Annotated in this window: 25 protein-coding genes; 16 read left to right on the forward strand and 9 right to left on the reverse strand. The window is 71.9% G+C overall.

The annotated features are described in order from the left end of the window. The first annotated feature begins 4 nt into the window (after positions 1-4). Complete coding sequence (locus tag VNT59_RS13245; protein WP_325498881.1) at positions 5-1624, forward strand: FAD-dependent oxidoreductase; 1620 nt, start codon at positions 5-7, stop codon at positions 1622-1624. A 130-nt stretch (positions 1625-1754) separates the two neighbouring features. On the opposite strand, the gene VNT59_RS13250 is transcribed toward VNT59_RS13245, so the two are convergent. Beyond that, positions 1755-2732, reverse strand: coding sequence for a helix-turn-helix transcriptional regulator (locus VNT59_RS13250; RefSeq protein WP_325498882.1), 978 nt, complete (start codon positions 2730-2732; stop codon positions 1755-1757). Positions 2733-3044: 312 nt separating this feature from the next. On the opposite strand from VNT59_RS13250, the gene VNT59_RS13255 reads away from it, so the two are divergent. The 5 genes from VNT59_RS13255 to VNT59_RS13275 all read left to right on the forward strand — a co-directional run bounded on the left by VNT59_RS13255 (position 3045) and on the right by VNT59_RS13275 (position 7135). Next, complete coding sequence (locus VNT59_RS13255) at positions 3045-3443, forward strand: response regulator (protein WP_325498883.1); 399 nt, start codon at positions 3045-3047, stop codon at positions 3441-3443. Between the two features lie 104 nt (positions 3444-3547). Continuing rightward, complete coding sequence (locus tag VNT59_RS13260) at positions 3548-3853, forward strand: hypothetical protein (RefSeq protein WP_325498884.1); 306 nt, start codon at positions 3548-3550, stop codon at positions 3851-3853. 178 nt (positions 3854-4031) lie between these two features. After that, on the forward strand, positions 4032-5186 hold the full coding sequence (locus VNT59_RS13265) for a CoA transferase (protein WP_325498885.1): 1155 nt from the start codon (positions 4032-4034) through the stop codon (positions 5184-5186). Beyond that, positions 5179-6123, forward strand: a complete 945-nt coding sequence (locus VNT59_RS13270) for a hydroxymethylglutaryl-CoA lyase (protein ID WP_325498886.1) — start codon at positions 5179-5181, stop codon at positions 6121-6123. Before VNT59_RS13265 ends, VNT59_RS13270 begins: the two co-directional genes overlap by 8 nt. 31 nt (positions 6124-6154) lie before the next feature. Beyond that, positions 6155-7135 carry a tripartite tricarboxylate transporter substrate binding protein gene (locus VNT59_RS13275; RefSeq protein WP_325498887.1) on the forward strand — a complete coding sequence of 327 codons (981 nt, stop codon included), beginning with the start codon at positions 6155-6157 and terminating at the stop codon, positions 7133-7135. Between the two features lie 9 nt (positions 7136-7144). Here the strand turns inward: VNT59_RS13275 and VNT59_RS13280 are convergent, their stop codons facing one another. From VNT59_RS13280 to VNT59_RS13290, 3 genes are all read right to left on the reverse strand, one after another. Beyond that, positions 7145-7885 (reverse strand): glutathione S-transferase, encoded by a 741-nt coding sequence (locus VNT59_RS13280; protein WP_325498888.1) that lies wholly within the window; start codon positions 7883-7885, stop codon positions 7145-7147. Positions 7886-8153: 268 nt separating this feature from the next. Continuing rightward, positions 8154-8381: a hypothetical protein gene (locus VNT59_RS13285; protein WP_325498889.1), complete on the reverse strand. Its 228-nt coding sequence runs from the start codon at positions 8379-8381 to the stop codon at positions 8154-8156. Positions 8382-8393: 12 nt separating this feature from the next. After that, positions 8394-9041: a hypothetical protein gene (locus VNT59_RS13290; RefSeq protein ID WP_325498890.1), complete on the reverse strand. Its 648-nt coding sequence runs from the start codon at positions 9039-9041 to the stop codon at positions 8394-8396. A 204-nt stretch (positions 9042-9245) separates the two neighbouring features. On the opposite strand from VNT59_RS13290, the gene VNT59_RS13295 reads away from it, so the two are divergent. The 7 genes from VNT59_RS13295 (at position 9246) to VNT59_RS13325 (ending at position 17570) form a co-directional block, all read left to right on the forward strand. Beyond that, positions 9246-10124: a beta/gamma crystallin-related protein gene (locus VNT59_RS13295; RefSeq protein ID WP_325498891.1), complete on the forward strand. Its 879-nt coding sequence runs from the start codon at positions 9246-9248 to the stop codon at positions 10122-10124. A 126-nt stretch (positions 10125-10250) separates the two neighbouring features. Beyond that, entirely contained in the window at positions 10251-10640 is a 390-nt protein-coding gene (locus VNT59_RS13300) for a response regulator transcription factor (protein WP_325498892.1), read from the forward strand. Positions 10641-10858: 218 nt separating this feature from the next. Beyond that, positions 10859-14329 (forward strand): response regulator, encoded by a 3471-nt coding sequence (locus VNT59_RS13305; RefSeq protein WP_325498893.1) that lies wholly within the window; start codon positions 10859-10861, stop codon positions 14327-14329. Then, entirely contained in the window at positions 14330-15163 is an 834-nt protein-coding gene (locus tag VNT59_RS13310) for a protein-glutamate O-methyltransferase CheR (RefSeq protein WP_325498894.1), read from the forward strand. Continuing rightward, positions 15160-15759, forward strand: coding sequence for a chemotaxis protein CheB (locus VNT59_RS13315; RefSeq protein ID WP_325498895.1), 600 nt, complete (start codon positions 15160-15162; stop codon positions 15757-15759). Before VNT59_RS13310 ends, VNT59_RS13315 begins: the two co-directional genes overlap by 4 nt. Continuing rightward, positions 15756-16904 (forward strand): hybrid sensor histidine kinase/response regulator, encoded by a 1149-nt coding sequence (locus VNT59_RS13320; protein ID WP_325498896.1) that lies wholly within the window; start codon positions 15756-15758, stop codon positions 16902-16904. The genes VNT59_RS13315 and VNT59_RS13320 overlap by 4 nt, the downstream gene beginning before the upstream one ends. A 63-nt stretch (positions 16905-16967) precedes the next feature. Then, positions 16968-17570 carry an ATP-dependent Clp protease proteolytic subunit gene (locus VNT59_RS13325; protein ID WP_325498897.1) on the forward strand — a complete coding sequence of 201 codons (603 nt, stop codon included), beginning with the start codon at positions 16968-16970 and terminating at the stop codon, positions 17568-17570. A gap of 9 nt (positions 17571-17579) precedes the next feature. Here the strand turns inward: VNT59_RS13325 and VNT59_RS13330 are convergent, their stop codons facing one another. Both VNT59_RS13330 and VNT59_RS13335 read right to left on the reverse strand, forming a co-directional pair. Then, on the reverse strand, positions 17580-17885 hold the full coding sequence (locus VNT59_RS13330) for a hypothetical protein (RefSeq protein ID WP_325498898.1): 306 nt from the start codon (positions 17883-17885) through the stop codon (positions 17580-17582). A gap of 22 nt (positions 17886-17907) precedes the next feature. Then, the gene (locus tag VNT59_RS13335) at positions 17908-18894 is read right to left on the reverse strand and encodes a tripartite tricarboxylate transporter substrate binding protein (protein WP_325498899.1); all 987 of its coding nucleotides are present in this window, start codon (positions 18892-18894) and stop codon (positions 17908-17910) included. Between the two features lie 148 nt (positions 18895-19042). Between VNT59_RS13335 and VNT59_RS13340 the strand changes: the two genes are divergently transcribed. Together VNT59_RS13340 and VNT59_RS13345 are read left to right on the forward strand one after the other, a co-directional pair. Then, complete coding sequence (locus VNT59_RS13340) at positions 19043-19291, forward strand: DUF3297 family protein (RefSeq protein WP_325498900.1); 249 nt, start codon at positions 19043-19045, stop codon at positions 19289-19291. A gap of 148 nt (positions 19292-19439) precedes the next feature. After that, positions 19440-19622 (forward strand): hypothetical protein, encoded by a 183-nt coding sequence (locus VNT59_RS13345; protein WP_325498901.1) that lies wholly within the window; start codon positions 19440-19442, stop codon positions 19620-19622. Here the strand turns inward: VNT59_RS13345 and VNT59_RS13350 are convergent. After that, the gene (locus tag VNT59_RS13350; protein ID WP_325498902.1) at positions 19619-21451 is read right to left on the reverse strand and encodes an ABC transporter ATP-binding protein; all 1833 of its coding nucleotides are present in this window, start codon (positions 21449-21451) and stop codon (positions 19619-19621) included. The genes VNT59_RS13345 and VNT59_RS13350 overlap by 4 nt on opposite strands. Then, positions 21441-23183, reverse strand: a complete 1743-nt coding sequence (locus tag VNT59_RS13355) for an ABC transporter ATP-binding protein (protein WP_325498903.1) — start codon at positions 23181-23183, stop codon at positions 21441-21443. The genes VNT59_RS13350 and VNT59_RS13355 overlap by 11 nt, the downstream gene beginning before the upstream one ends. Positions 23184-23415: 232 nt before the next feature. Between VNT59_RS13355 and VNT59_RS13360 the strand changes: the two genes are divergently transcribed. Continuing rightward, on the forward strand, positions 23416-23685 hold the full coding sequence (locus VNT59_RS13360) for a hypothetical protein (protein ID WP_325498904.1): 270 nt from the start codon (positions 23416-23418) through the stop codon (positions 23683-23685). A gap of 19 nt (positions 23686-23704) precedes the next feature. On the opposite strand, the gene VNT59_RS13365 is transcribed toward VNT59_RS13360, so the two are convergent. Then, positions 23705-24025 (reverse strand): exodeoxyribonuclease III (locus VNT59_RS13365; RefSeq protein ID WP_414708387.1); only part of this gene is annotated, 321 nt, incomplete at its 5' end.

Genomic DNA, 24025 nt, shown 5'->3' on the forward strand with positions numbered 1-24025 from the left:
GGACGTGGTCGTGACCAGCGCCAAGACCGCCCCCTGCCAGGAGGCGTGCCCGGCCGGCGTCGATGTGCCGCGCTACCTGCGCCACGTCCGCGACGGCCGCTTCGGCGACGCGCTGGCGGTCGTGCGCGAACGCATTCCTTTTCCACTGGTCTGCGGCCATGCCTGCTTCCATCCCTGCGAGGCGAAGTGCGGGCGCGCGCAGTTCGAGGGGCCGGTGGCGATCCGCATGCTCAAACGGGTGGCGGCGCAGCAGGGCGCGGCGTCCTACGTCGCGCCCCGGCCGGCGCCGGCGACCGGACGCCGGGCCGCGGTGATCGGCGCCGGGCCGTGCGGGCTGACGGCGGCCTACGAGCTGGTCTTGCAGGGCCACGAGGTCACCGTGTTCGAGGCGTTGGACCGGCCCGGCGGCATGTTGCGCTTCGGCATTCCGGCGTTCCGGCTGCCGGACGCGGCGATCGACAGCGACATCGCGGTGATCGCCGCCGCCGGCGTGCGGATCCGCACCGGCAGCCGCGTGCCCGCGGCCGAGGCGCTGCTGGCGCAGGGCTTCGACGCCGTGCTCATCGCCAGTGGCGCGTGGCAGCCGTGGCGGCTGGCGATCCCGGGCGAGGACCTGCCGCACGTGCTCGACGGACTGTCGTTCCTGCGCCGCGTGAACGCCGGAACCCCGCCAGCCCTGGGCGGGCGGGTCGTCGTGATCGGCGGCGGCAACACCGCGGTCGATGCGGCGCGTGTCAGCCGCCGGCTCGGCGCCGAAGTGGTCCAGGTCTATCGTCGCGGCCGCGCCGAGATGCCGGCCGCGCCCGAGGAGGTGGCGGCGGCGCTGGAGGAGGGCGTGCGGTTCGAGTATCTGCTGGCGCCGCTGCGCATCGACGCCGCCGGCGTCACCTGCATCCGCATGGCGCTCGGCGAGGCCGACGCCGGCGGCCGCCCGCGTCCGGTGCCGGTGCCCTGCACCGAACGGGCGATCGCCGCCAGCACCGTGATCGTGGCGACCGGACAGGAGGTGCGATTGCCGTCGGCCAGCGTCGCGCAGGCGCAGCGCCGTACCGCGGCGGTGGACCCGGCGACGCTGGCGACCTCGGTGGCCGGCATCTTCGCCGGCGGCGACGCGGTGCTCGGCCCGGCGTCCATCATCGAGGCGATCGCGCAGGGCCGGCAGGCGGCGGGCGCGATCGACCGCTTCCTGGGCGGCAGCGGTGACCTGCCACGGCGCGGCGGCGAAGCGCCGGCGCCGGCCGCGTGCGATGCCGCGCCGCGCGGCACGGCGCGCCATGCCTGGCCGACGATCGCGCTGCCGCAGCGGCTCGGCGGCTTCGCCGTGGTGGAGCAGGCCTACGACACGGACAGCGCCATGCGGGAGGCAAGCCGTTGCCTGTCGTGCGACCAGCGAGCGTTCGCGGTCGCGGTGGACCCCGTGCTGTGCAAGGACTGCGGCTATTGCCGGGAAGTCTGTGCGCCGGGCGTCTTCACGCGCTCGGAGCAGTTCAACGCGAGCGGCTACCAGCCGGCCCTCGCGGCCCGCCCCGAACGCTGCATCGGCTGCCTGAACTGCCTCTCCGTCTGCCCCGATTTCGCGATCGCGATCACCGACCGGCGCGAAGGCGGCGCCGCGGGCGCCTGAGCGTCGCGCGAGCGGCGGGCGCGGCGCTTCAGGCGGCGTGAGCGGCCGGCCGGGCCGAAACCGGATCGATCGAGGGCGCGCTCATCGCGCGCGCCAGTTCTTCGGCGACCGGCCGGGCCCCGCGCCGCTGCTACTGGCGCAGCACCAGCAGCGGCGGCAGCAGCGTGACGGTGTTGATGTGCAGCTTGGCGAAGATGGCCTTGACCTGGCTGCGGATCGTGTCCGGCGAGCGGCCCAGCTTCGCGGCGATCTGCTTTTGCGTCAGTCCGTCGGTCAGCAGTTGCGCCACCACGAACTCGCGCGTGCTGAGCGAGTCGACCTCGTGCCGCTCGCGCAGCTTGAGGAAGAACAGCCCCTGTTCGGCGCTGCGCTGCACGACCAGCCGCACGCCGCACACGCGCGAATCCGCGCCGGACAGCTGCTCCAGCAGCCGCGGCGCCAGCCGGCCGTCCTGCAGCGGCCATTCGGTTTCGATCAGCTCGCGAAAGCGCCGGTCCGCGTGGTACAGGACCCCGCGCGGATCGGCGATCGCGACGCTCCAGCTCTCGCGCGCCGTGTCGCCGAGCAGCCGCTCCAGGTGCACCAGCCGGTTGATGGCCAGCGCCTGCATCAGGTGCGGCCCCAGCGCGTCCAGGAATTCGACCTCCTGCTCGGTGCAACGCTGCCGCGGATCGGAGCGGAACAGCGACACCCACTGCACGAAGCGCGTCAGCGGATTGATGTCCGAGGTGACCAGGCAGTGCGGCTGCGAGTAGTCGCGGGCGAACTGCCGGATCTCGGCCTGCTCCGGCCGCCAGAATTCCTCCTCGGCCGAAAAGCCGATCGTCATGCGTGGCTGCTGCGTCACCCGCACCGCCGCGGAGTCCTGGTGCCGCACGCCCAGGAACGCGGCCATCATCTCGTCGGGGAAGTTGTGCTGGTGCAGGCTGTGCACGTCGATGCCCGTTGGCGTCATCGTCGCCGTGCCCCAGACCGAGCGGTCGAAGGGAAGGCTCGACTTGAGGGCGGTGAGGACGGCATCCTGGAACTCGTGCACGGGCAGTTCCTGGGCGTTGCGGTACAGCGCGAGCAGCAGGCGGCTGAATTCGGTCAGGGTCGGCGCGGACATCTTCACGGCATGGCCAGCGGCACTGCGGCGCACCGAACGGGTGCGTCCGAACGCATGGCGCGTAGACCATGATAGGCGGCCGACTCGACCGTGCGAGCCCGTGAGAACCCTTCCCGCCGGAGCCGCCCGCGGGCGGCCGCGTCGGGCCGCGTCCGCGGCGCGGGATGGGTTGACCGCGCGACGGTCGAGGTCAGCCCCACGCAAGGTCCGCCCTGGGCTACCATCGCGGGTTGTTCCTGCAAGGCCCGGCATCCGGGGATGCAGGCCTTTGTTCGGCTTGGCTGAGCAGCCGAGTGCTTGTCTGGACGTGTTATGCCACCCAACCCCGTGCGGGTTTTTCTGGTCGAGGACATGAAGCATCTCCAGGGGGTGATGGAGGATCTGCTGCGCACGCTCGGCGACTTCCGGATGGTCGGCACCGCCACCACCGAGGCCGAGGCCAACCTGTGGCTGGACGAACATGCCGGCGAGTGGGACCTGGTGATCGCCGACCTGGTGCTCGAACAGGGCACTGGGCTCGGGGTGGTGGCGAAGTGCCGCGAACGGCCCGCCGGCCGCAAGGTGGTGGTGCTCAGCGACTACGTGACGCCCGGCATCCACCGCCACTGCCTGATGCTCGGCGCCGACGCGGCGATTTCCAAGGCGCACCTGCCGGCGTTCGTGAGCTTCTGCGAGCAGCTGGCCGGACAGCCGGACGGTCCGCGCGCTTAAGCGCGGCAACAGCGCATTCCTGCGCGCGGCAGCGCCTTCCTCCGACAATCCTGCCTCGGCCGGGCCGGTATCGTCGAGTCATCGATTTTCGAACAAGGACGACGATGAACGACACCAGCGTGGGGGCCCGGGACGCCCGGCGCATCGAACGGGCCAGGGACAAGGCCGGCGACGTGCGCGAACGGCTCGAGGTGGTCGGCGCCGAGATCCACCTCACCAACTCCATCCTCGAACGCGAGCTGCCGGCGCGGCACAAGCAGGGCGACGTGCGCAAGGCGCTCGACCAGAACGGCGCGGTGGCCGACAAGGTCGACGATGCGAAGGAAGAGCTGCGCGAGGTCGAGGCGCTGCTGGAGCAGGAGGCGAGCGAGCGCCGGCGCCTGGAGCGGGAGATCGGCCGGCGGGTCTGAAGCCGCGGCCCGCCCGAAGGGCGGCCTCGAGCCGCCACGGCGCGGGCGCACGCGTCGCACGGACCGCGCCCTGGCGGGCGCAGCCGGTCCACGCTATGCGTTTCTTCTGATTCCCAGGTCGGGCCGGCCCCCGCAGAATGCGTGGCTCGGGCACTGCACGCCCGCATTCGAAGGAGTCATGATGGAGGCCATCCTGGATGGAGTCCGCGTCCTGGAACTGGGCCAGGTGCTTTCCGGGCCGTTCGCCGGCGCGATCCTCGCCGACCTCGGCGCCGAGGTCGTCAAGCTGGAGCGCATCGAAGGCGGCGACGACGCGCGCCACATGGGGCCGGCGTTCCGCCACGGCGACGCCCTCAGCTTCCACATCTTCAACCGCGGCAAGAAGTCGGTCGCGATCGACCTCAAGAGCGAGGCCGGGCTGGCGGCGTTCGAGCGGCTCGCCGCCGAGGCCGACATCCTGATTCACAACCTGCGGCCCGGCGTCGTCGCGGCCATGGGCATCGACGGGCCGTCGCTGTGCGCGCGCCACCCGCGGCTGATCTATTGCGAAATCTCGGCCTTCGGCCACCTCGGCCCGATGAGCGGCCAGCCGGGCTACGAGCCGCTGATCCAGGCCTTCAGCGGGCTTTCGGCGATCAACGGCGGCCCGGACGATCCGCCGATGCGCACCGCGGCGTCGGTGTGCGACCAGGGCACCGGCATGTGGGCGGTGATCGGCGCGTTGTCGCTGCTGCACCGGCGCGCCCGCACCGGTCGCGGCGGCGTGGTGAACGCGTCGCTGCTGGAGACGGCGCTGGCCTGGACGGCGCAGAAGTCCGATGCCTACGTCAACGAGGGCCGGCTGCCGGAGCGCCACCGCTCGGGACATCCCAGTTTCGTGCCGTACGAGGCGTTCGACACCGCCGACGAGCCGCTCCTGATCTGCTGCGGCAACGACCGCCTGTTCGGCAAGCTGGCGCAGGAAGTCGGGCGCGAAGACTGGGTCGGCGACGAACGCTTCGCCAGCAACCGGGCGCGGCTGCGCCACAAGGCGGCGCTGCTGGCGCAGCTGGCGCCGATCCTGCGCTCGGCCACGCGCGGGCAATGGCTCGCCCGCCTGAACGCCGCCGGCGTGCCGTGCGCCCCGGTCAACAGCGTGCCGGAGGCGCTGGCGCATCCGCAGGTGCAGGCGCTCGGCATGCTGCAGCCCGTGCCCGGCGAAGACTTCCGGCTGACGGCGCTGCCGGTGTCCTTCGACGGCGTGCGGCCGGCGCACCGCGGCGTGGCGCCCGGCCTCGGCGCCAACAACCCCGACTACCGGCTGCCGCCGGTCAGGGAGCACGGCGATGTCTGACCTGCCGGCGCGCGTCCACCTGCACGAGGAAGGCCCGCGCGAGGGGTTCCAGATCGAGCCCGGGCCGATCGCCAGCGCCGACAAGGTCGCCTTCATCGAGGCGCTGGCCACGACCGGCCTGCGGCACATCCAGTGCGTCTCGTTCGTCAACCCGCAGCGCGTGCCCGGCATGGCCGATGCCGAAAGCGTGGCCCGGGCGATCCGCCGCCGCGACGGCGTGCGCTACACCGGGCTGTGGCTCAACCTGCGCGGCATGCAGCGCGCCATGGAGACGCCGCTGGACATCGCCGGCGCGGTCGGCCTGAGCGCGTCGGAGCAGTTCTCCATCCGGAACCAGGGGCAGGACACCGCCGGCTCGCTGCAGGAGCAGCGCCGCCTGCTCGCCTTCTGCGTCGAGCACGGCGTCCCGGTGGACAGCGCGATCGTGATGACCGCCTTCGGCTGCAACATCGAAGGCGCGATCCCTCCGGCCCGCGTCGTCGAGCGGGTGTCGCAGCTGTTCGGGCTGCTGGACGAATTCGGGCTGCAGGTGCCGGTGCTGCGGCTGGCCGACACGGTGGGCTGGGCCAATCCGAACGCCGTGGCCTCGGTGATCGGCGCGGTGCGCGAGCGCTGGCCGCAGCAGCGGCTGGGCCTGCACCTGCACGACACCCGCGGCACCGGGCTGGCCAACGCGCTGATGGGGCTGCAGCTGGGCGTCGACACCTTCGACAGCGCCTGCGCCGGGCTGGGCGGCTGCCCCTTCGCCGGCCACGCCGGCGCCGCCGGCAACATCTGCACCGAGGACCTCGCCTCCATGTGCGAGGAGATGGGCGTCGCGACCGGCCTCGATCTGGACGCGATGGTCGAATGCGCCCACCTGGCCGAGCGCATCGTTGGCCACCAGCTGCCCGGCAAATTGATGCGCGGGGGCACGCTCACGCGCTTTCGCCGCTGACGGCATGGCACGAACATTCATCACAGGAGACATGAACATGCGCCCAGCCTTTTCCCTTGCCCTCGGTGGGCTGCTGGCGGCCGCGGCCGCCGCCACCAGCCTGCCGGCGCAGGCGCAGCCCTACCCGAGCAAGCCGATCACGATCGTCGTGCCGTTCGCGGCCGGCAGCGGCACCGACCAGCAGGCGCGCGCGTTCGCGCAGGCGATCACCGCCGAATACAAGATCCCGGTGGTGGTCGACGACAAGGCCGGCGCCAGCGGCTTCATCGCCTCGCAGTACGTCGCCAAGGCCGCCCCGGACGGCTACACGATCCTGATGACGACCAACACCACCCACGCCGCCAACGAGCACCTGTTCCGGAAGCTGCCCTACGACCCGGTCAAGGACTTCACGCCGGTGGCGCTGCTGTCCAAGGGGCACATGCTGCTGCTGGTGCAGCCGTCGTCGCCGATCCGGTCGGTGGCCGACCTGGTCGCGGCCGCCAAGAAGCAGCCGGGCAAGATGAATTTCGGCAGCGGCAGCTCGTCCAGCCGGGTGGCCAGCGAAATGCTCAAGCAGATGGCCGGCATCGAAGTGACCAACGTCCCTTACAAGAGCAACCCGATGGCGATCACCGACCTGATCGGGGGCCAGGTCGACTTCATGTTCGCCGATGCGCCGACCGCCTTGCCGCAGGTCAACGGCGGCAAGCTGCGCGCGCTGGCCGTCAGCGGCACCAGGCGGCTGGCGGCGGCGCCCAACCTGCCCACCGTCGAAGAAGCCGGCGTGAAGGGCTACGACATGTCCTATTGGACGGCGGTGTACCTGCCGCCGAACGCGCCGGCCGCCGTCGTCGGCAGGCTCAACGAGATGCTGCTCAAGGTCTCCGCGGCGCCCGCCGTCCAGGCCTTCCAGAACAACACCAGCGGCGAGATCGCGACCAGCACGCCCGACGGCCTGGCGAAGTTCCAGGCCGCCGAATCGCAGAAGTGGGGCCGCATCATCAAGGCGGCCGGGATCGAACCCGAATAGGCGGGCGAGTCAGGCATCGAGCGGCGGGTAGTGCCGAAAGATCCCTTCCTCGCTGAAGGGCAGGCGCCGCTCGCTCTCCAGATACGGGCGCAGGCGCCGATGCGCCGTCACGCCGTCGTGCAGCGCCACCACCAGGGGCGCCTTGCCCAGCGCCCGGCGCGTGGCTTTGGGCATCGCATAGCGCAGGCCCTCGACGATCTGGAACAGCGACAGGTCGGCGTAGCTCAGGCGCCGGCCCACCAGGCGCGGCACGGAGGCGCTCGCATTGCCCGGGTTGCGCTGCAGGATCGCTTCGAACCAGGCCAGGAACTTGGGCAGGCGCTCGGCACGGAATTCCCCGGCGCGGCGCAGCGCCTCGGGCTGTTGGTCCTCGTAGTACAGGCTGGCGCCGACCGGATGGTGCGTGTCGTGCACCTCGGCCACCAAGTCGGCGATGGTGAGCTGGATCTGGTGCGTCCAGAGGCGATCGGCCTCGCTCGCGCCGACCAGGTTCAGGCGCGGGCCGAGGTACTGCAGGATCGCCGCCGTCTGGCCGATCACGCGCTTGCCGTCGACCAGGAACGGCGCGGCGAACGGCGGGCGCCGCACCGAGGGCGACGAGAGGTAGTGCTCCATCGCCGCCAGGCCGCGCCCCTGGGCCGGGTCGCCGCGTGCCACGTCGACGTACGGCGCGCCGGCCGCTTCCAGCGCCAGCCGCACGAATTCGCCGCGGCCCTGGATCGAGGGCCAGTAGTGCAATTGGTACGTCATGGCGGCTCCGGTGAGGAAGTGCGTGGCCTCGCATTCTGCGGCCGGCCGGTGCCGGCGCCAAACGGGACCCGCCTTCACATCCGGTTGCAAAGCCCGCGCCGCCGTTGACCTTTCTCAACGCGGGCGGTGCCGCCAGGCGCATGATGGAGGCGGTTCTCCAAGGGATTGGCCGCCATCCAAGGGCGGTCTTCGATGCCCCCTCCAGCAGGCAAGCTGAAGGGGGCTTTTTCATGCGCTCCGATGCGGAGGCCGGCCGCGCGGCTGGCACTCAGGGCGTCGGGTCATCGCCCGCATCCTCGGGTGCGCGCTCGGCGCCGGCGGCCAGGTCGCGGTGGCGCTTGAGCAGCGGCCGCGACAGCGGACACAAGCCCCAGGAGCCGAGGAACCCGGCCGCCGCCATCAGCCAGAACGCCAGCCGCCCGTGTTCCATGACCACGCCGATGGCGGTGCCGATCAGGAGCGCGGCCGTGAGCAACAGCGCGACACGCCACAGCATGGCCGCTTCCCCCTAGCGGGGCGGCGCGAATCCGAACCGCCTGGCGGCGCCTTCGCCGCTCGCCAGCAGCCGGTGCAGCAAGGTGCGCGTGCGATGCGCGCCGAGCGAGCCGTCGGTCAGCCAGCACGCGAAGGTGGCGAGATAGATGCTCGTGAGCGCGGCTTCCTCCAGTTCGCGGCGCCAGCCGACCGAAGGCAACATCGCCACTTCGCGGATCCACTGCACGGTGCGGCTGATGCGGGCCACGCCCAGCACCTGCAGGTGGACGTGCTCAGGATGCAGCTTGTAGCGCAGCAGCTCGCCGACCAGCCGGCGGTGCGGCGTCAGCGCATCCAGCCAGCGCAGGATGGCGCGCTCCAGGCGCTCGCGGTACGGCAGGTGACTCCAGCCGACTTCGTCGCTGCACGCGAGCAATTCGGCGTCGGCGATGTCGAACAGGCCCTCGCCGATCGCGTCCTTGTGCGCGAACTGCTCGCGCAACTGCGCCATGGTGACCCCGGCTTCGGCGGCCACCGCGTGCACGTGCACGGCGTCCCAGCTGCCGGCAGCTTCGGCCAGCCGCAGCGCGGCCCGCACGATGCGACGCCGCATGGCGTCGCCGGTCGCGTTCGAGGGGGCAGCCGAGAAGTCCATCAGCACCTGCCTGGTCCTGAGTGCCATGCTACCGCCGGCCACGCCCGTCGTGTCTTTGCGCCAGCGCAAGACGCGGCGCGGCTTCGGCGCCAATCGCGCAACAACTTGCTGCTGAGCTTCACAGAACTTCATCTGGCGTTACCCGCCAGCCGTCGGCGCGGCCCCGGCGCGGCACGTTGGAAGGACACCGGGCAGGCATGCGGCTGGCCGGCCAACAACAGGAGCAACCGAATGAATCGCACCCTCCAGGCCGTGCTGGCCGCCGGCGGACTCGCCATCGCCACGCACGCGGCGGCCCAGATCACCTTGTACGAAGGGGAGGGCTTCCACGGCCGGGCCTTCAGCACCGACGAGCGCGTGTGGAACCTCGGCCGCGCGGGCTTCGACGACCGCGCGTCCTCGATCGTGATCGACCGCGGCCGCTGGGAAGTCTGCGAGGGCGCACGCTTCGAGGGCCGCTGCGTGGTGCTGCGGCGCGGCCAGTACGCGTCGCTGCGCGAGATGGGCATGAACAACCGCATCTCGTCGGTGCGGCGGATCGAGCACGGGCAGGACATCGGTGGCGACCGCGCGCCGCCACCCCTGGCAGTGGTGCCGTCGTACGAGCCGCCGCGGCCGCTGTACGTGCCGGCGCCGGCGCCCGTCTACGTGCCGCCGCCGCCCATGCCCGAGCCGCGTCCGGCGTTCTACGACGTGCCGGTCACGGCCGCGCGAGCGGTCGTCGGCCCGCCCAGCCAGCGCTGCTGGATCGAGCGCGAGCAGGTGGCGCAACCGCGCGGCGGCGAGCCGAACATCGGCGGCGCGATCGTCGGCGGCATCGTGGGCGGCGTGCTGGGCCACCAGATCGGCGGCGGCAGCGGCAAGGACATCGCCACCGCCGGCGGGGCGATCGCCGGCGCGGCGATCGGCGCCAACGTCAATCGCGGGCCCGGTGGCGTGACCTACGCCGATCGCGACGTGCAGCGCTGCCGCACCGTGTCCGACGCCAAGCCGGCGTACTGGGAGGTCACCTACGCCTGGCGCGGCGTCGAGCACCGCGTGCAGATGGCGTCGGCCCCCGGTGCCACGGTGCGCGTGAATGCCGATGGCGCGCCGGTCGTCGCGCGCTGACGCGGCGGCGCCGGGCGCCGCGCGTTGAAGCTGTGGCGCCGGCGCCGCCGGTGGCAGCGCTGTGCCCTTGCGGCGCCGGGCTGGTTGTAACAAAGAGCCGGCCGAACAGCGATAATCTCGTCCGAAATGATTACCCGCGCGGACTTTACGGTGCTGGTGGTGGACGATCTCTCCGCCGCGAGGTACGCCACTGCCCGCGCCCTGCGCGCGGCCGGCTTCAACACCGTCGAGGCGCGCTCGGGCGCGGCGGCGCTCGAACTGGCCGGCTACGCGTCGGCCGTCGTGCTCGACGTGCATCTGCCGGACCTGCATGGGCTGGAGGTGTGCCGCCTGCTGCGGTCCAAGCCGGCCACCGCGGCGCTGCCGATCGTCAACGTGTCGTCCGTGTACGTGGCCGAAGCCGACCAGGCGGCGGGCAAACACGCGGGGGCGGACGCCTATTTCGTGGCGCCGGTCGACTTCGACCAGCTGGCCGCCAAGCTCGACGAACTGCTGGGGCGCGCCGCCAAGGATTGAGCGCGCGCGCCCGGCCGGTTCGGGTTCAGCAGAAGATCAGCGCCAGCCAGGCCGGATCGTCCACCAGGTTCAACAGCACGTAGCCACCCGCGCGGTAGGCCCAGTACTCGGCGATGGCGATCAGGTCCGCTGTGCTCACCAGTCCGAGTGTATTCGGCGCTGCTCTACCGTTCGCTCTCGGGCACACTCATCGGTTTGTCGCAACGACGAGTCCTCCCATGCCCGGTGTCCAGACCGACCAGCGCCAGTTCGAATTGATCCTCCGCCGCAATGTCACGGTGCCGCTGGGCACCGGCGTGCTCAGCGCCATTCTCTTCGTGCTGCTCGTGGTCTACCTGCTGGGCAACCTGCGGGCGGTGGAGCAGGTGCAGCGGTCGCTGGCGCAAACCTCCGAGCTGGGGCGGCTGGCCGCCGAAGGCGAGACCGGCATGCGCGGTTTCGTGATCAGCGGGGACCGCCGCTTTCTCGAAGCCTACGACCAGGCGCTGCCGCGCTTCCGCGCCGAGCTCGAAGGGCTGCGCCAGTTGCTGGGCGAAGACACCAGCCAGGAACCGCGGCTGCGGCGCGTCGCGGCCCTGTACGCGGAGTGGCTGCGCTTCGCCCAGGACACCATCACGCTGCGCGGCACCGATCCGGCGGCGGCCGCCGAGCGCGTCGCCCGCGGCGACGGCAAGCGGCTGGCCGACGCGATCCGCACCGAATTCAGCGCCGTCGCGCAAGCGGAGGCGCAGGTGCTGCAGGAACGCAACGAGCGCGCGCGCAACACCAGCATCGTGCTGACGATCGCGTACGTGGTGGTGTTGCTGGGCATGAAGGGCGGGCTGGCACTGCTGGGGCGGCGCGACCTGGTGGCGCTGTCGGACCGCTACGCGACGGCGTTGCGGCAACAGGCCGAGCACACCGGCTACCTGCAGGCCCAGGCGTGGCTGCGCGAGGGCCAGAACCAGATGGCCCAGGTGCTCGTGGGCCGGCTCGACCTGCCCGGCGTCGGGCGCCGGGCACTCGACTTCATGGCAGCCTACCTCGGCAGCGTCGTCGGCGCGCTGTACGTCGTCGACGAGCAGGGCGTCGCGCACCGCGTGGCCTCCTACGGGTTCGCGCCCGACCACGACCAGCGGCGCGAACGGCTCGGGCCGGGCGAGAACCTGGTCAGCGAGGTCGTGGCCGCCCGCCGCGCGGTGCGTCTGGACTCGGTGCCCAGCGGCTATCTGCGGGTGAGCACCGGGGTGGCCGACGGCCCGCCGGCCGCGGTGCTGGTGGCGCCCATCATCCACGAAGGCCAGGTCAACGGCGTGGTGGAACTGGGGCTGATGCGGCCGCTGGCCGAGCGCGACGTCGAACTGGTCGAGCGCGCGTCGACCCTGCTCGGCAGCTCGATCGAGGCGGCGCGATTTCGCCAGCGCCAGCAGGCCATGCTGCAGCAGACGCAGGCGCTCAACGAACGGCTGCAGGTGCAGCAGGAGGAGCTGCGCACCGCCAACGAGGAGCTGGAGGAGCAGTCGCGGGCGCTGCGCGAATCGCAGGCCAACCTGGAGAGCCAGCAGGCCGAGCTGGAACAGACCAACGTGCAGCTGTCCGCGTTCGCCCAGCGGGTCGAGGAACAGCGCGATGCGCTGCAGGAGGCGCAGCAGCAGCTGCAGCAGCGCGCGGCGGAACTGGAGCGGGCCAGCCAGTACAAGTCGGAGTTCCTGGCCAACATGTCGCACGAGCTGCGCACGCCCCTGAACAGCTCGCTGATCCTGGCGCGGCTGCTCGCCGACAACGCCCAGGGCAACCTCAGCGCCGAGCAGGTGAAGTTCGCGCAGTCCATCCACTCCGCCGGCAACGACCTGCTGGCGTTGATCAACGACATCCTCGACATCGCGAAAGTGGAGGCCGGCAAGCTGGAAGTGCGGCCGCAGCCCACGCCGCTGGCGCCGCTGGCCGGCGCGCTGAAGGCCATGTTCGAGCCGGTGGCCGCCGGCAAGGGCCTCGGCCTCGAGGTGCTGGTGGCGGACGCTGCGCCCGCCACCATCGTGACCGACCCGCAGCGCCTGGAGCAGATCCTGAAGAACCTGCTGGCCAACGCGCTCAAGTTCACCGACCAGGGCAGCGTGGCGCTGCGGGTCGCGCCGCAGGGCGCATCGGCGGTCGCGTTCGAGGTCCGCGACACCGGCATCGGCATCGAGCCGACGCAGCAGGAGCTGATCTTCGAGGCCTTCCGCCAGGCCGACGGCACGGCCAGCCGGCGCCACGGCGGCACCGGCCTGGGCCTGTCGATCTCGCGCGACCTCGCGCGGCTGCTCGGCGGCGAGATCACGCTGGCGAGCGAGCCGGGGCGCGGCAGCTGCTTCACCTTGACCCTGCCGCTGCAGTACGCGCCGCGGGCGGCCGCCGCCGCGCCGGCCATCGCACAGCGCGCCATCGCGGCCGCGCCGCCGCCCCCGCCGCCGGCCGCCGCCACCGCGGCGCCGCGCCCGGCGCCACCGCCGTTCGCCGACGATCGCGAGCAGGAGGCAGCCGGCCGCCGCACGGTGCTGGTGGTGGAGGACGATGTGGCCTTCGCGCAGATCCTGTTCGACCTCGCCCATGAACTGGGCTACCGCTGCCTGGTCGCGCACCAGGCGCACGAGGGCTGCGAACTGGCGGCCCGCCTGCTGCCCGACGCGGTGCTGCTGGACATGCGGCTGCCCGACGGCAGCGGCCTGTCGGTGCTGCAGCACCTCAAGGAGGAGCCCGCCACCCGCCACATTCCGGTCCACGTGATCTCGGTGGAGGACCTGGCCGAGACGGCGCTGCAGATGGGCGCGGTGGGGTATGCCCGCAAGCCGGCCAGCCGCGACGAGTTGCGCGGCGTGTTCCAGAGGCTGGAGGACAGGCTCAGTCGCAAGGTCAAGCGCGTGCTGCTGGTGGAGGACGATCCACGCCAGCGGGAAAGCGTGTCGCACCTGATCGGCGATGCCGACGTCGAGATCACGGCGGTGGCCGAGGGGCGGCAGGCGCTGCAGGCGCTGGCCGACGGCGTGTTCGACTGCATGATCACCGACCTCAAGCTGCCCGACATGAGCGGGCAGGAGCTGCTGCAGCGCATCGCCGCCGGCGAAAGCCGCTCCTTCCCGCCCGTGATCGTCTACACCGGGCGCAACCTCACGCACGACGAGGAGGCCGAGCTGCTGCGCTATTCGCGCTCGATCATCATCAAGGGGGCCCGCTCGCCCGAGCGCCTGCTCGACGAGGTGACGCTGTTCCTGCACCGGGTGGAGAGCCAGCTGTCCACGGATCGCCAGCGCATGCTGCGGGCCGCGCGCAACCGCGACAAGGCATTCGAGGCGCGCCGCATCCTGGTGGTCGACGACGACGTGCGCAACATCTTCGCGCTCACCAGCGCGCTGGAGCAAAAGGGCGCCCAGGTGCTGGTGGCGCGCAACGGCCGCGAGGCCCTGGAGCGGCTGGCGCAGGACGACAATGTCGACCTGGTGCTGATGGACATCATGATGCCGGTGATGGACGGCTTCGCCGCGATGCAGGAAATCCGCCGAAATCCGAAGTGGCAGCGGCTGCCGATCATCGCGGTGACGGCCAAGGCGATGAAGGAGGACCAGCAGAAGTGCCTCGCCGCGGGCGCCAACGACTACCTGGCCAAGCCGATCGAGCTGGAGCGGCTGTTCTCGCTGCTGCGGGTGTGGATGCCCAAGCTGGAGCGCATCTGAATGAGCGCGGACGCCGTCGAGGAGATCGAAATCCGGCTGGTCGTGGAGGCGGTGTACCAGCGCTGGGGCCACGACTTCCGCGACTACTCGCCGGCCTCGCTCAAGCGCCGGCTGCTCTATGCGCAGCGCCAGATGGGCGCGCGCACGCTGTCGGCGCTGCAGGAGCGGATCCTGCACGAGCCCGGCGCGCTCGACCAGCTGCTGCAATACCTCACGGTGCCGGTCAGCGAGATGTTCCGCGACCCGCGCTACTTCCTGGCGCTGCGGCGGCACGTGGTGCCGGTGCTGCTGACCTATCCCTCGGTCAAGGTCTGGATCGCCGGCTGCAGCACCGGCGAGGAGGCCTACTCGATCGCGATCCTGTTCGCGGAGGAGGGCCTGCTCGAGCGTGCGATCGTGTATGCGACCGACATCAACCATGCCTCGCTGGAGCGCGCCCGGCAGGGCATCTACCCGCTGGAGCAGTTGCGCGGCTTCACCCGCAACTACCAGCAGGCCGGCGGCCAGCGCAGCTTTTCCGACTACTACACAGCGGCCTACGGCGGGGCGCTGTTTGACAAGCGCCTGCGCGACAGCATCACCTTCGCCGACCACAGCCTGGCGACCGACAATGTGTTCGCCGAAACCCACTTCATCTCGTGCCGCAACGTGCTGATCTACTTCAACCGGAAGCTGCAGGACCGGGCGCTGGGCCTGTTCCACGAGTCGCTGACGCATCGCGGCTTCGTCGGACTGGGCACCAAGGAAACGCTCGAGTTCTCGGCCTACGGCGACCGCTTCGAGCCGGTCGCCAAGTCCGAGCGGATCTTCCGCAAGCGGCAGGTGCCGGCATGATGCACGAGCTGCCCGACGACTTCCGGTGGGACGCCGACGCGGTGGTCATCGGCGCGTCCGCCGGCGGCATCGACGCGCTGCTGACGCTGCTGGAGGCCGTCCCGGCCGGCTACCCGCTGGCGATCGTCGCGCTGGTGCACGTGCCCGAGGCCCGCGACAGCCGGCTGGCCGAGGTGTTCGCGCCGCGGCTGGCGCTGCCGGTGCGCGAGGCGGCCGCCCACGCGCCGGTGACGCCCGGCACGGTCTTTTTCGCGCCCAACGGCTATCACCTGCTGGTGGAGCCTGACCGCACGTTCTCGCTCAGCTGCGACCCGCCGGTGCTGTTCTCGCGGCCGTCCATCGACGTGCTGATGGAGTCGTGCGCCGATGCCTACGGGCCGCGCCTGGCCGGCCTGGTGCTGACCGGCGCCAGCGAGGACGGCGCGCGCGGCCTGACCCGCATCCGCGCCCGCGGCGGGCTGGCCGCCGTCCAGGCGCCGCAGGAAGCGCTGCATCGGATCATGCCGATGGCCGCCGTCACCCGCGCCAATCCGCAACTGGTGCTGCCGCTGGCGCAGCTCGCGGTGCTGCTGCAGCGGCTGGGAGCGCGGCGATGAGCGCGGCGCTGGCCCCGGTGAAACTGCTGCTGGTCGACGACCAGCCGGAGAACCTGGTCGCCCTGGAAGCCCTGGTGCGGGGCGAAGGGCGCGAGGTGTTCTGCGCCACGTCCGGCGAGGAGGCGCTGTCGCTGCTGCTCGACCACGAGTTTTCGCTGGCGATCCTGGACGTGCAGATGCCCGGCATGAGCGGCTTCGAGCTGGCCGAGGCCATGCGCAGCACCGAGCGCACCCGGCGCATCCCCATCATCCTGGTGAGCGCGGCCGGCCGCGAGTCGAACTATGCCTTCCGCGGCTACGAGACCGGCGCCGTGGACTTCATGCACAAGCCGCTGGATCCGCACACGGTGCGCAGCAAGGTCAACGTGTTCGTCGAGCTCTCGCGCCAGCGGGCGGCGCTGCAGCAGGCCCATGGCGAGCTCGAACGGGCGGTGCGGATGCGCGACGACTTCATGTCGATGGTGTCGCACGAGCTGCGCACGCCGCTCAACACGCTGTTCCTGCAGGCGCAGCTGCGGCGCAAGGCGCTGGAGCGCGGCCAGGTGGATGCGCAGTCGCTCGGCAAGATCGTGGAGCGCGACGAGCGCCAGATCCGCAGCATGATCCGCCTGATCGACGACATGCTCGACGTGTCGCGGCTGCGCACCGGGCGCCTGGCGATCGTGCCGCAGCCGTGCGACCTGCGGGCGCTGGTGGCGCGCGTGGTCGACAGCTTCGGCGAGCAGGCGGCGGCGAGCGGCTCGCGCGTGACGCTGGAGGCCGCCGCCGCGCCCGTGACGGTGGCCTGCGACGAGTTCCGCATCGAGCAGGTGCTGAGCAACCTGCTGACCAACGCCTTCCGCTATGGCGGCGGCCAGCCGATCGAGGTGCGGCTGACGCAGCAGGACGGCCTGGCCGTGCTGGCCGTGACCGATCGCGGGATGGGCATCGGCCCCGAGGACCAGCAGCGCATCTTCGAGCAGTTCGAACGCGCGGAAGGCGCGGACCAGGCGCCGGGCCTGGGACTGGGCCTGTTCATCGCGCGCCAGATCGTGCAGGCGCACGGCGGCCGCATCGAAGTGCGCAGCCAGCTCGGGCAGGGGTCGACGTTCACCGTGTTCCTGCCGCTGGCGGCCGGCGACGCCGCGACGGCCGGGCCGGGCTGAGCCACGCCCGCCGGCGCCGCGGCCGCGCATGGTGCATCATGTGCGCCTGCACAAGGAGTGACCATGGAGCATCCCCAACACGAAACACCCGCGGCGCCCGCCACGGCCGAGCCGCGCAATTCCTTCCTCGAGGAAAAGGCGTTCAAGTCGCGCACCGTCCTGCTGTTCGGCGAGATCACCGATGCGTCGGCCGGCGACATCGCGCGGCGGCTGATCGCGCTGGACGCCGACAGTTCGGCGCCGATCGACCTGCTGGTCAGCTCGCCCGGCGGCCACCTGGAATCGGGCGACGCGATCCACGACATCATCCGCTTCATCTCGGCGCCGGTGAACATGATCGGCACCGGCTGGGTGGGCAGCGCCGCGACCCACCTGTACCTGGCGGTGCCCAAGGAACGCCGCTTCTGCCTGCCCAACACCCGCTTCCTGATCCACCAGCCGTCTGGCGGCGCCGGCGGGCCGGCCAGCGACATCGCGATTCACGCGCAGGAGATCATCAAGGCCCGCGAGCGGATCGCCAGGACCATCTCGCGCGAGACCGGCAAGCCGCTGGACACCGTGCTGGCCGACATCGAGCGCGACCGCTGGCTGTCGGCGGAAGAGGCGATCGAGTACGGGCTGGTGGGCAGCATCATCCAGCACAAGAACGAGCTCAAGCGCCGCTGAGGCGCGGCTTCACGGCCGGCCGGCCTGCCTCGGATCGCGCTCGCCCAGCGCGCTGGCGAGCGGGTCCATGATCGGGGCCGGCCGCACGTGCTGGAAGGTTTCCACCACGCTGCGCACGATGCCCTTCTGGTCGTCGCTCCAGCGGGCCAGCCGCTCGGAGCCGAGCACCCCCTCGAGCGCGGCCACCAGATGCAGCTGCAGCTGCTGCGGGTTGGGGTGCGTCGCCACCAGCGACGTGATGACGACGTAGGAGGCCGTGTTCATGGCGATGAGGTGCTCGACCTCCTGCCGCAGTGCGCCGATTTCGTCGTGCATGGTGTGCGCTCCCGCCGCCCGCTCACTCGGCCTTCACGCCGGCCGTGGTGATCACCTTGCGCCACTTGGCGATTTCCTCGTCCAGGAATTTGGCCGCCTGCTCGGGCGAGTTGCCGGACGGCTCGATGCCCAGCGCTTCGAACTTCTTCTGGATGTCGGGCGAGGCGACCGCCTTGGCGACTTCGGCGTTCATGCGGTTGACGATGTCGCGCGGCACGCCCGACGGCGCCAGGAACATCACCCAGGTCGAAGACTGCAGCGCGGGGCCGCCGGCCTCGGCGATGGTCGGCACCTCGGCGGCGCCGGGCAGGCGCTTGGCCGAGAACATGCCCAGGGCCTTGATCTTGCCGCCGCGCACGTGCGGCATCAGCGAGCTGGGCGTGTCGACCAGGATCTGCAGGTTGCCGCCGATCAGGTCCTGCAGCGCGGGCGCCGTGCCCTTGTACGGCACGTGCACCATGTCCACCCCGGCGGTCTGCTTGAACAGCTCGGTGGTGAGGTGCGCCGCGGCGCCGACGCCCGAGGAGCCGAAGGAGATCTTGCCGGGATTGGCCTTGGCGTAGGCGATCAGTTCCTTCACGTCCTTGGCCGGCAGGTTGTTGGTGGCGGTCATGATCAGCGGCGCGATCCCCACCAGCGACACCGGCGCGAAGCTCTTGACCGGATCGAACGGCATGCGGCCGGCGTACAGCGTCGCGTTGGACGCGTGGGCCGCGATCACGGTGAGGAAGGTGTAGCCGTCGGGCGCCGCCTTGGCCGCCAGGTCGGCCCCCAGCAGCGAGTTGGCCCCGGGCTTGTTCTCGACCACGATCTGCCAGCCGGCCTGCTCCTGCACCTTCTGCAGCACCATGCGGGTGGCGTTGTCGGTGATGCCGCCCGGCGGGTAGGGAACGATCCACTTGATCGGCTTGGTGGGCCAGTGGCCGGCGGCCGGCGTCTGGGCGACCGCGGCGGCGCAGGCCAGGGAGAGCGCCAGGCCGGCGAGCCGGGCGATGCGGATGAGTGTCATGGTTTGTCGTCCTTTTGTTGTCGCGCGGCCACCGACTGCCGGCACGCGCGCGGCCGGTGGGCCCCGGCTGCCGGCAAACTATACGCCGGCGCGCCCGCGCGTCACGCTGGTTTCCACCCGGGCGGCGCCGATCTGCACAATAGCGCCCATGGAAGACAACGCCCAACGCCCCCCGCTGCCCGACCATCTCTCGATCGACCCGCGCAGCCCGCACCACGTGCCCGCCGTGTTCGAGCACGACGTCGGCATCCGCCTGAACGGCCAGGAGCGGTCGGACGTGGAGGAGTACTGCATCAGCGAAGGCTGGGTGAAGGTGCCGGCCGGCAAGACGCTCGACCGCAAGGGCCACCCGCTGATGATCAAGCTCAAGGGCAAGGTCGAGGCCTTCTACCGCTAGCCGGGGCGGGCGTTCCGGCCCGCGACGGCGCGCGCCTGTTTGCGCCAGGACAAACCGCGGGCCCGCGCCGGGTGGGATAAGGGGATCGCTCGCAGCGGCCGAGCGGGCCGCGGCGCGTGCCGCACCGGGCTGCGGCAAAGGAGCGATCATGAGCGAGAGATTCTGGCTCTGGGCGGCTGCCGGCGGCTTTGCCGCGGTGATCCTGGCCGTCGCGGCCTATGCCATGGTGGTCAGCAGGCAGTGCGAGCGGCAGGGCGGGGTGATGGTGCGGTCGTTCGCGGCCTCGGGCTGGACCTGCGTGCAGCCGCTGGCGCCCGCCGCGCCCCGCTAGTGCGGCGACCCGTCGCCGTCTTCCTCGGCGGCGCTCTCCAGCTGCTGCAGCAGGTACAGGCGCTGGTACAGGCCGCCGGCGATGGCCATCAGCTGCCCATGGGTTCCGCGCTCGGCGATGCGGCCGTGGTTGAGGACCACGATCCGGTCGGCGTCGCGCACCGTGGACAGCCGGTGCGCGATGGCGACGATGGTGACCCGGCCGCGCAGCGCCGAGAGCGCCCGCTGCACCACCTGCTCGGTTTCCGAATCGATGTGTGAAGTGGCCTCGTCCAGGAACAGGATGCGCGGCGCGCCGGCCAGCGCCCGCGCGATCGCCAGCAGCTGCTTCTGGCCGACCGACAGGCGGGCGCCGCCTTCGCCCAGCTGGGTGTCGTAACCGTCCTCCAGCGCCGCGATGAAGTCGTGCGCGTGGGCGGCGCGGGCGGCGGCCTCGATCTGCGCCTGGGTCAGGTCGCGGCCCATCGCGATGTTCTCGCGCGCGCTGGCCGCCAGCAGGAACGGCTCCTGCGGCACCACCCCGATGCTGGCGCGGAAGTGGTCCTCGCCGATCGCCTCCACCGGCACCCCGTCGATGCGGATGGCGCCGGCCGGCGCCGGGTAGAAGCGCAGCAGCAGCGACAGCAGCGTCGTCTTGCCGCTGCCGGTGTGGCCGACGATGCCGTGGAAGCTGCCGGCCGGGATCTGCAGCTCGAGGTCGTGCAGCACCGGCCGGCCCGGCTGGTAGGCGAAATCGAGGTGCTCGATCGCGATCGCGCCGTCGCGTACCTGGCCCCGGTCGGCCGCCACCGGCGTCTGCGCTTCGCGCAGCAGCACCTGCACCCGGGCAGCCCCCACCATCGCCTGCTGCAGCTGGGAGAACTGCATGGTGATCTGGGTGAGCGGCTCCACCACGCGCGAGATGTAGTTCATGAAGGCGTACAGGATCCCGACTTCCAGCGCCCCCAGCGCGCCGCCGTTGCCGCGCAGGCCGAACACGCCGATCACGGCGGCCAGCAGCACCACGTTCAGCAGATCCAGCAACGGCCGCAGCAGCCACGCATTGGCGCGCAGCTCGCGCTGGCGCGAGCGGTAGTGCTCCTCGTTCAGCCTGGCGAAGCGGTCGCGAAAGCGCGCCGTCGCGTTGCTGGCCTGCAGCACGGGCATGCCGGAGATGCTCTCGGCGACCTGCGCGTTCAGGTCGCTGCGCAGCTCGCGCGTGCGCATCACGGCCGGGGCCGAGAGCCGCTGGTAGGCGGTGACGATGATGGCCACCGCCGGCACCAGCGTGGCGACGATCAGCATCAGCCGCCAGTCCAGCCACAGCATGGCGACCAGGGTGCCGGCCAGCACCATCAGGCTGTCCAGCATCACGAACAGCACCTGCACATAGAGCGTCTTCACGGCCTCGCTGTCGTTGGTGACGCGGCTGACCAGCTGGCCGGTGATGGCCCGGTCGAAGAACCCCATCGGCAGCCGCAGCACGTGCCGGTACACCGCTTCGCGCACCCGCTGCACCGAGCGCATGGCGACGCCGGCCAGCCGAGTCAGCTGGCGGTAGCGCAGCCAGCTGGCGGCCATGCCGGCGGCCAGCGCGCCCAGCAGCAGCCCGCCGATCACCGGCAGGTTGGCGTCGCGCGGCAGCAGGTAGTTGTCGATCAGCCACTTGCCGATCAGCGGCCCCAGCGCTTCCAGGCCGGCGGCCAGCAGCAGCCAGGCGACGCCGCGCACCAGGTGCCGGCGCTCGGGCGCGGCGGCGCGCACCAGCAGCGCCACGGCATCCCCGAACAGTTCGCGGCGGCCGGCGGGAGGGGGCGGCAGACCGGCGGTGACGACGGAATCAGCTGGCATCGAGGCTCGCTTCCAGTTGCTGGTAGCGCCATTGCCGCGCGTACCAGCCGTTGTGCGCCAGCAGCTGGGCGTGCGTGCCCTGTTCCGCGGCGTGGCCCTCGCGCAGCACGACGATGTGGTCGGCGTCGGCGACCGCGCTGAGCCGGTGGGTGACGATGATCACCGTGCGGCCGACCCGGGCTGCCCGCAGGTGGGCCAGGATGCGGGCCTCGGTATCGGTGTCGACGGCGGACAGCGCGTCGTCCAGCAGCAGCAGCGGCGCGTCGGCCAGCAGCGCCCGGGCGATCGCGACCCGCTGCCGCTGGCCGCCCGACAGGGTGACGCCGCGCTCGCCGACCGGGGTGTCGTAGCCGTGCGGCAGGCGCAGGATGTCGTCGTGCACGGCCGCCAGCGCGGCCGCCCGTTCGACCTCCTGGCGCGTGGCATCGGGCCGCGCCAGCGCGATGTTTTCGGCCACCGTGGCCGAAAACAGGAAGGCCTCCTGCGGCACCCAGGCGATGGCTGCGCGCAGCGCATCGAGCGTGTAGTCCTGCAGGTCGATCCCGTTCCACTGCACCCGGCCGGCCTGCGGCGCGTGATGCCGCAGCAGCAGGCGCAGGAAGGTCGACTTGCCGGCGCCGGTCGGCCCCACGAGCCCCAGCGTGCGGCCCGGCGCCAGCGCCAGCGTCACGCCGTCGACGGCGGCGCGCTGCTGGCCGGGATAGCTGAAGCGGACACGGTCCGCCAGCAGCGGCCCGGGGGCCACCCGCGGCACCGCGCCGTGGTCGTCGACCGCGAGCGGCTCGTCGAGCACCGGCTGCAGCCGGCCCCAGGCCGCCTTGCCGCGCTGCACCAGCGACAGCACCCAGCCGGCGGCGAACATCGGCCAGATCAGCTGGCCGAGATACAGGCTGAAGCTGGTGAGCTGGCCGACGGTGAGCTCGCTGCGCCACACCAGCCAGCCGCCGACCCCCAGCGTCAGCACCGTGGCCGCGCTCAGCGTGAAGCCGACCGCCGGCTCGTACGCCGCCTCCCAGCGCTGCGCGTCGAGGCTGGCGTCGGCGGCGCCGGCGGCCAGCGCCGAGAACTGCCGCTCGCTGCGCGCCTGCAGCCCCAGCGCCCGGACCGTGCGCACACCGGCCAGGGTCTCCTGCACGTGGTCGTTCAGGGCGCCGAAGCGCTCCAGCGCCAGCCGCGAGGCGTCGTGCACATGGCGCGAGATCCACCAGAAGCTGAGCGCCATGAACGGAAAGGGCAGCAGGGCGAAGGCGGCCAGCCGCGGGTCGACCCCCACCGCCATCATCGCCACCACCAGCACCAGCGTGAGGGTGCCGTCGAAGCCGGCCAGCATCGCTTCGCCGGCGGCCATCTCGACGGCGTCGATGTCGTTGGTGGCCAGCGCCATCAGGTTGCCGGTGCGCTGCTGCTGGTAGAAGGCGGCGCCTTGCACCGCCAGCCGGGCATAGAGCCGTTCGCGCAGTTCCACGCCGAGCCGGTACGCGGCGGCGTACAGCTTCACCCGCCAGCCCACGCGCAGGAAATACACCACCACGCCCGCCGCCAGCAGCCAGCCGAGTTCGCGCAGCAGCGCCGCGCCGTGCAGCCGGTTGGCGGCCAGGCCGTCGACCATGTGCCCCACCTGGCGCGGGATCCACACGATGAGCACAGCGATGCCGGCCAGCATCAGGCCGGAGCCGGCATAGGCGCGCCAATGGCGAAGCAGGAAGCGCCCGATCAGGCGGTACAGGGACATCGGGGAAGCGGCAGGGACGCCGGCTGCGCTGGGGCGCCGGCGGCAAACGGCCGATTCTAGGGGAGCGCAGCGGCCCGCAGGGCGTCCGCTGCGGTTGCCGACCGGCGCGGCTGACGGGGCGGCACTTGTCGCGGATCAGGCGCGGCGCACGCCGGCCGCGTCGGGCCCGCTGCGCTTGAGACTTGTCAAGGGCCGGCCGCCGCGCTGGCCTAGGCTCAAGCCCAGCCACAAGATGGGAGCCGACGTGGGCCAGATCTCTTTTCCCCGCCCCCGCGCCGCCGGCGCGATCGCCCCGGAGCGCCCCGATCCGCTGGAGCTGTGGCGTCTCGCCGACCGGGCCGCGCGCGCCGCCGAACGCAGGGCCGGCGATGCGCTGCCGGGGGCGGCCGCCCAAGCGATGGAACTGCGGCGCCAGGCCAACGCGCTGCTGCGGGCGGCCTTGGGCGACGTGGACCAGCGGGTGACCGGGCTGCAGCACACGGCGCGGGCGTTGCGGGCGTGAACGCGCGGCGCCGGCCGGCTCAGGCCGGCGGCGCGGCGGGGTCGAGCTCGATCCAGACCGGCGCGTGGTCGCTGGGCTTGTCGCGTCCGCGGTGTTCGCGATCGACGCCGGCGGCCGCCAGCCTGGCCGCGAGCGAAGGGCTCAGCAGCAGGAAATCCATGCGAAAGCCGGCATTGCGACGGAAGGCATCGGCGTTGACCCAGAACGTGTACACGCGCTCGTTCGGCTGCAGGCGCCGCGTCGCGTCGACCCAGCCCTGCGCCAGCAGCCGCTCGTAGGCGGCCCGGGTCTCGGGTTGCAGCACGGCGTCGAAGCGCCACAGCCACCAGTTGTAGATGTC

The organism is Ramlibacter sp. (assembly GCF_035554825.1).
Classification (GTDB): domain Bacteria; phylum Pseudomonadota; class Gammaproteobacteria; order Burkholderiales; family Burkholderiaceae_C; genus Ramlibacter.

Excerpts from the sequence above, each read along its gene's own strand:
- VNT59_RS13280 (WP_325498888.1), bottom strand. The coding sequence starts at position 7,885 with ATGACGTACCAATTGCACTACTGGCCCTCGATCCAGGGCCGCGGCGAA.
- VNT59_RS13355 (WP_325498903.1), bottom strand. The coding sequence starts at position 23,183 with ATGTCCCTGTACCGCCTGATCGGGCGCTTCCTGCTTCGCCATTGGCGC.
- VNT59_RS13290 (WP_325498890.1), bottom strand. The coding sequence starts at position 9,041 with ATGGCACTCAGGACCAGGCAGGTGCTGATGGACTTCTCGGCTGCCCCC.
- VNT59_RS13315 (WP_325498895.1), top strand. The coding sequence starts at position 15,160 with ATGATGCACGAGCTGCCCGACGACTTCCGGTGGGACGCCGACGCGGTG.
- VNT59_RS13350 (WP_325498902.1), bottom strand. The coding sequence starts at position 21,451 with ATGCCAGCTGATTCCGTCGTCACCGCCGGTCTGCCGCCCCCTCCCGCC.
- VNT59_RS13265 (WP_325498885.1), top strand. The coding sequence starts at position 4,032 with ATGATGGAGGCCATCCTGGATGGAGTCCGCGTCCTGGAACTGGGCCAG.
- VNT59_RS13335 (WP_325498899.1), bottom strand. The coding sequence starts at position 18,894 with ATGACACTCATCCGCATCGCCCGGCTCGCCGGCCTGGCGCTCTCCCTG.
- VNT59_RS13330 (WP_325498898.1), bottom strand. The coding sequence starts at position 17,885 with ATGCACGACGAAATCGGCGCACTGCGGCAGGAGGTCGAGCACCTCATC.
- VNT59_RS13275 (WP_325498887.1), top strand. The coding sequence starts at position 6,155 with ATGAACATGCGCCCAGCCTTTTCCCTTGCCCTCGGTGGGCTGCTGGCG.
- VNT59_RS13310 (WP_325498894.1), top strand. The coding sequence starts at position 14,330 with ATGAGCGCGGACGCCGTCGAGGAGATCGAAATCCGGCTGGTCGTGGAG.
- VNT59_RS13300 (WP_325498892.1), top strand. The coding sequence starts at position 10,251 with ATGATTACCCGCGCGGACTTTACGGTGCTGGTGGTGGACGATCTCTCC.
- VNT59_RS13305 (WP_325498893.1), top strand. The coding sequence starts at position 10,859 with ATGCCCGGTGTCCAGACCGACCAGCGCCAGTTCGAATTGATCCTCCGC.
- VNT59_RS13270 (WP_325498886.1), top strand. The coding sequence starts at position 5,179 with ATGTCTGACCTGCCGGCGCGCGTCCACCTGCACGAGGAAGGCCCGCGC.
- VNT59_RS13340 (WP_325498900.1), top strand. The coding sequence starts at position 19,043 with ATGGAAGACAACGCCCAACGCCCCCCGCTGCCCGACCATCTCTCGATC.
- VNT59_RS13325 (WP_325498897.1), top strand. The coding sequence starts at position 16,968 with ATGGAGCATCCCCAACACGAAACACCCGCGGCGCCCGCCACGGCCGAG.
- VNT59_RS13360 (WP_325498904.1), top strand. The coding sequence starts at position 23,416 with ATGGGAGCCGACGTGGGCCAGATCTCTTTTCCCCGCCCCCGCGCCGCC.
- VNT59_RS13255 (WP_325498883.1), top strand. The coding sequence starts at position 3,045 with ATGCCACCCAACCCCGTGCGGGTTTTTCTGGTCGAGGACATGAAGCAT.
- VNT59_RS13260 (WP_325498884.1), top strand. The coding sequence starts at position 3,548 with ATGAACGACACCAGCGTGGGGGCCCGGGACGCCCGGCGCATCGAACGG.
- VNT59_RS13250 (WP_325498882.1), bottom strand. The coding sequence starts at position 2,732 with ATGTCCGCGCCGACCCTGACCGAATTCAGCCGCCTGCTGCTCGCGCTG.
- VNT59_RS13320 (WP_325498896.1), top strand. The coding sequence starts at position 15,756 with ATGAGCGCGGCGCTGGCCCCGGTGAAACTGCTGCTGGTCGACGACCAG.
- VNT59_RS13295 (WP_325498891.1), top strand. The coding sequence starts at position 9,246 with ATGAATCGCACCCTCCAGGCCGTGCTGGCCGCCGGCGGACTCGCCATC.
- VNT59_RS13345 (WP_325498901.1), top strand. The coding sequence starts at position 19,440 with ATGAGCGAGAGATTCTGGCTCTGGGCGGCTGCCGGCGGCTTTGCCGCG.
- VNT59_RS13285 (WP_325498889.1), bottom strand. The coding sequence starts at position 8,381 with ATGCTGTGGCGTGTCGCGCTGTTGCTCACGGCCGCGCTCCTGATCGGC.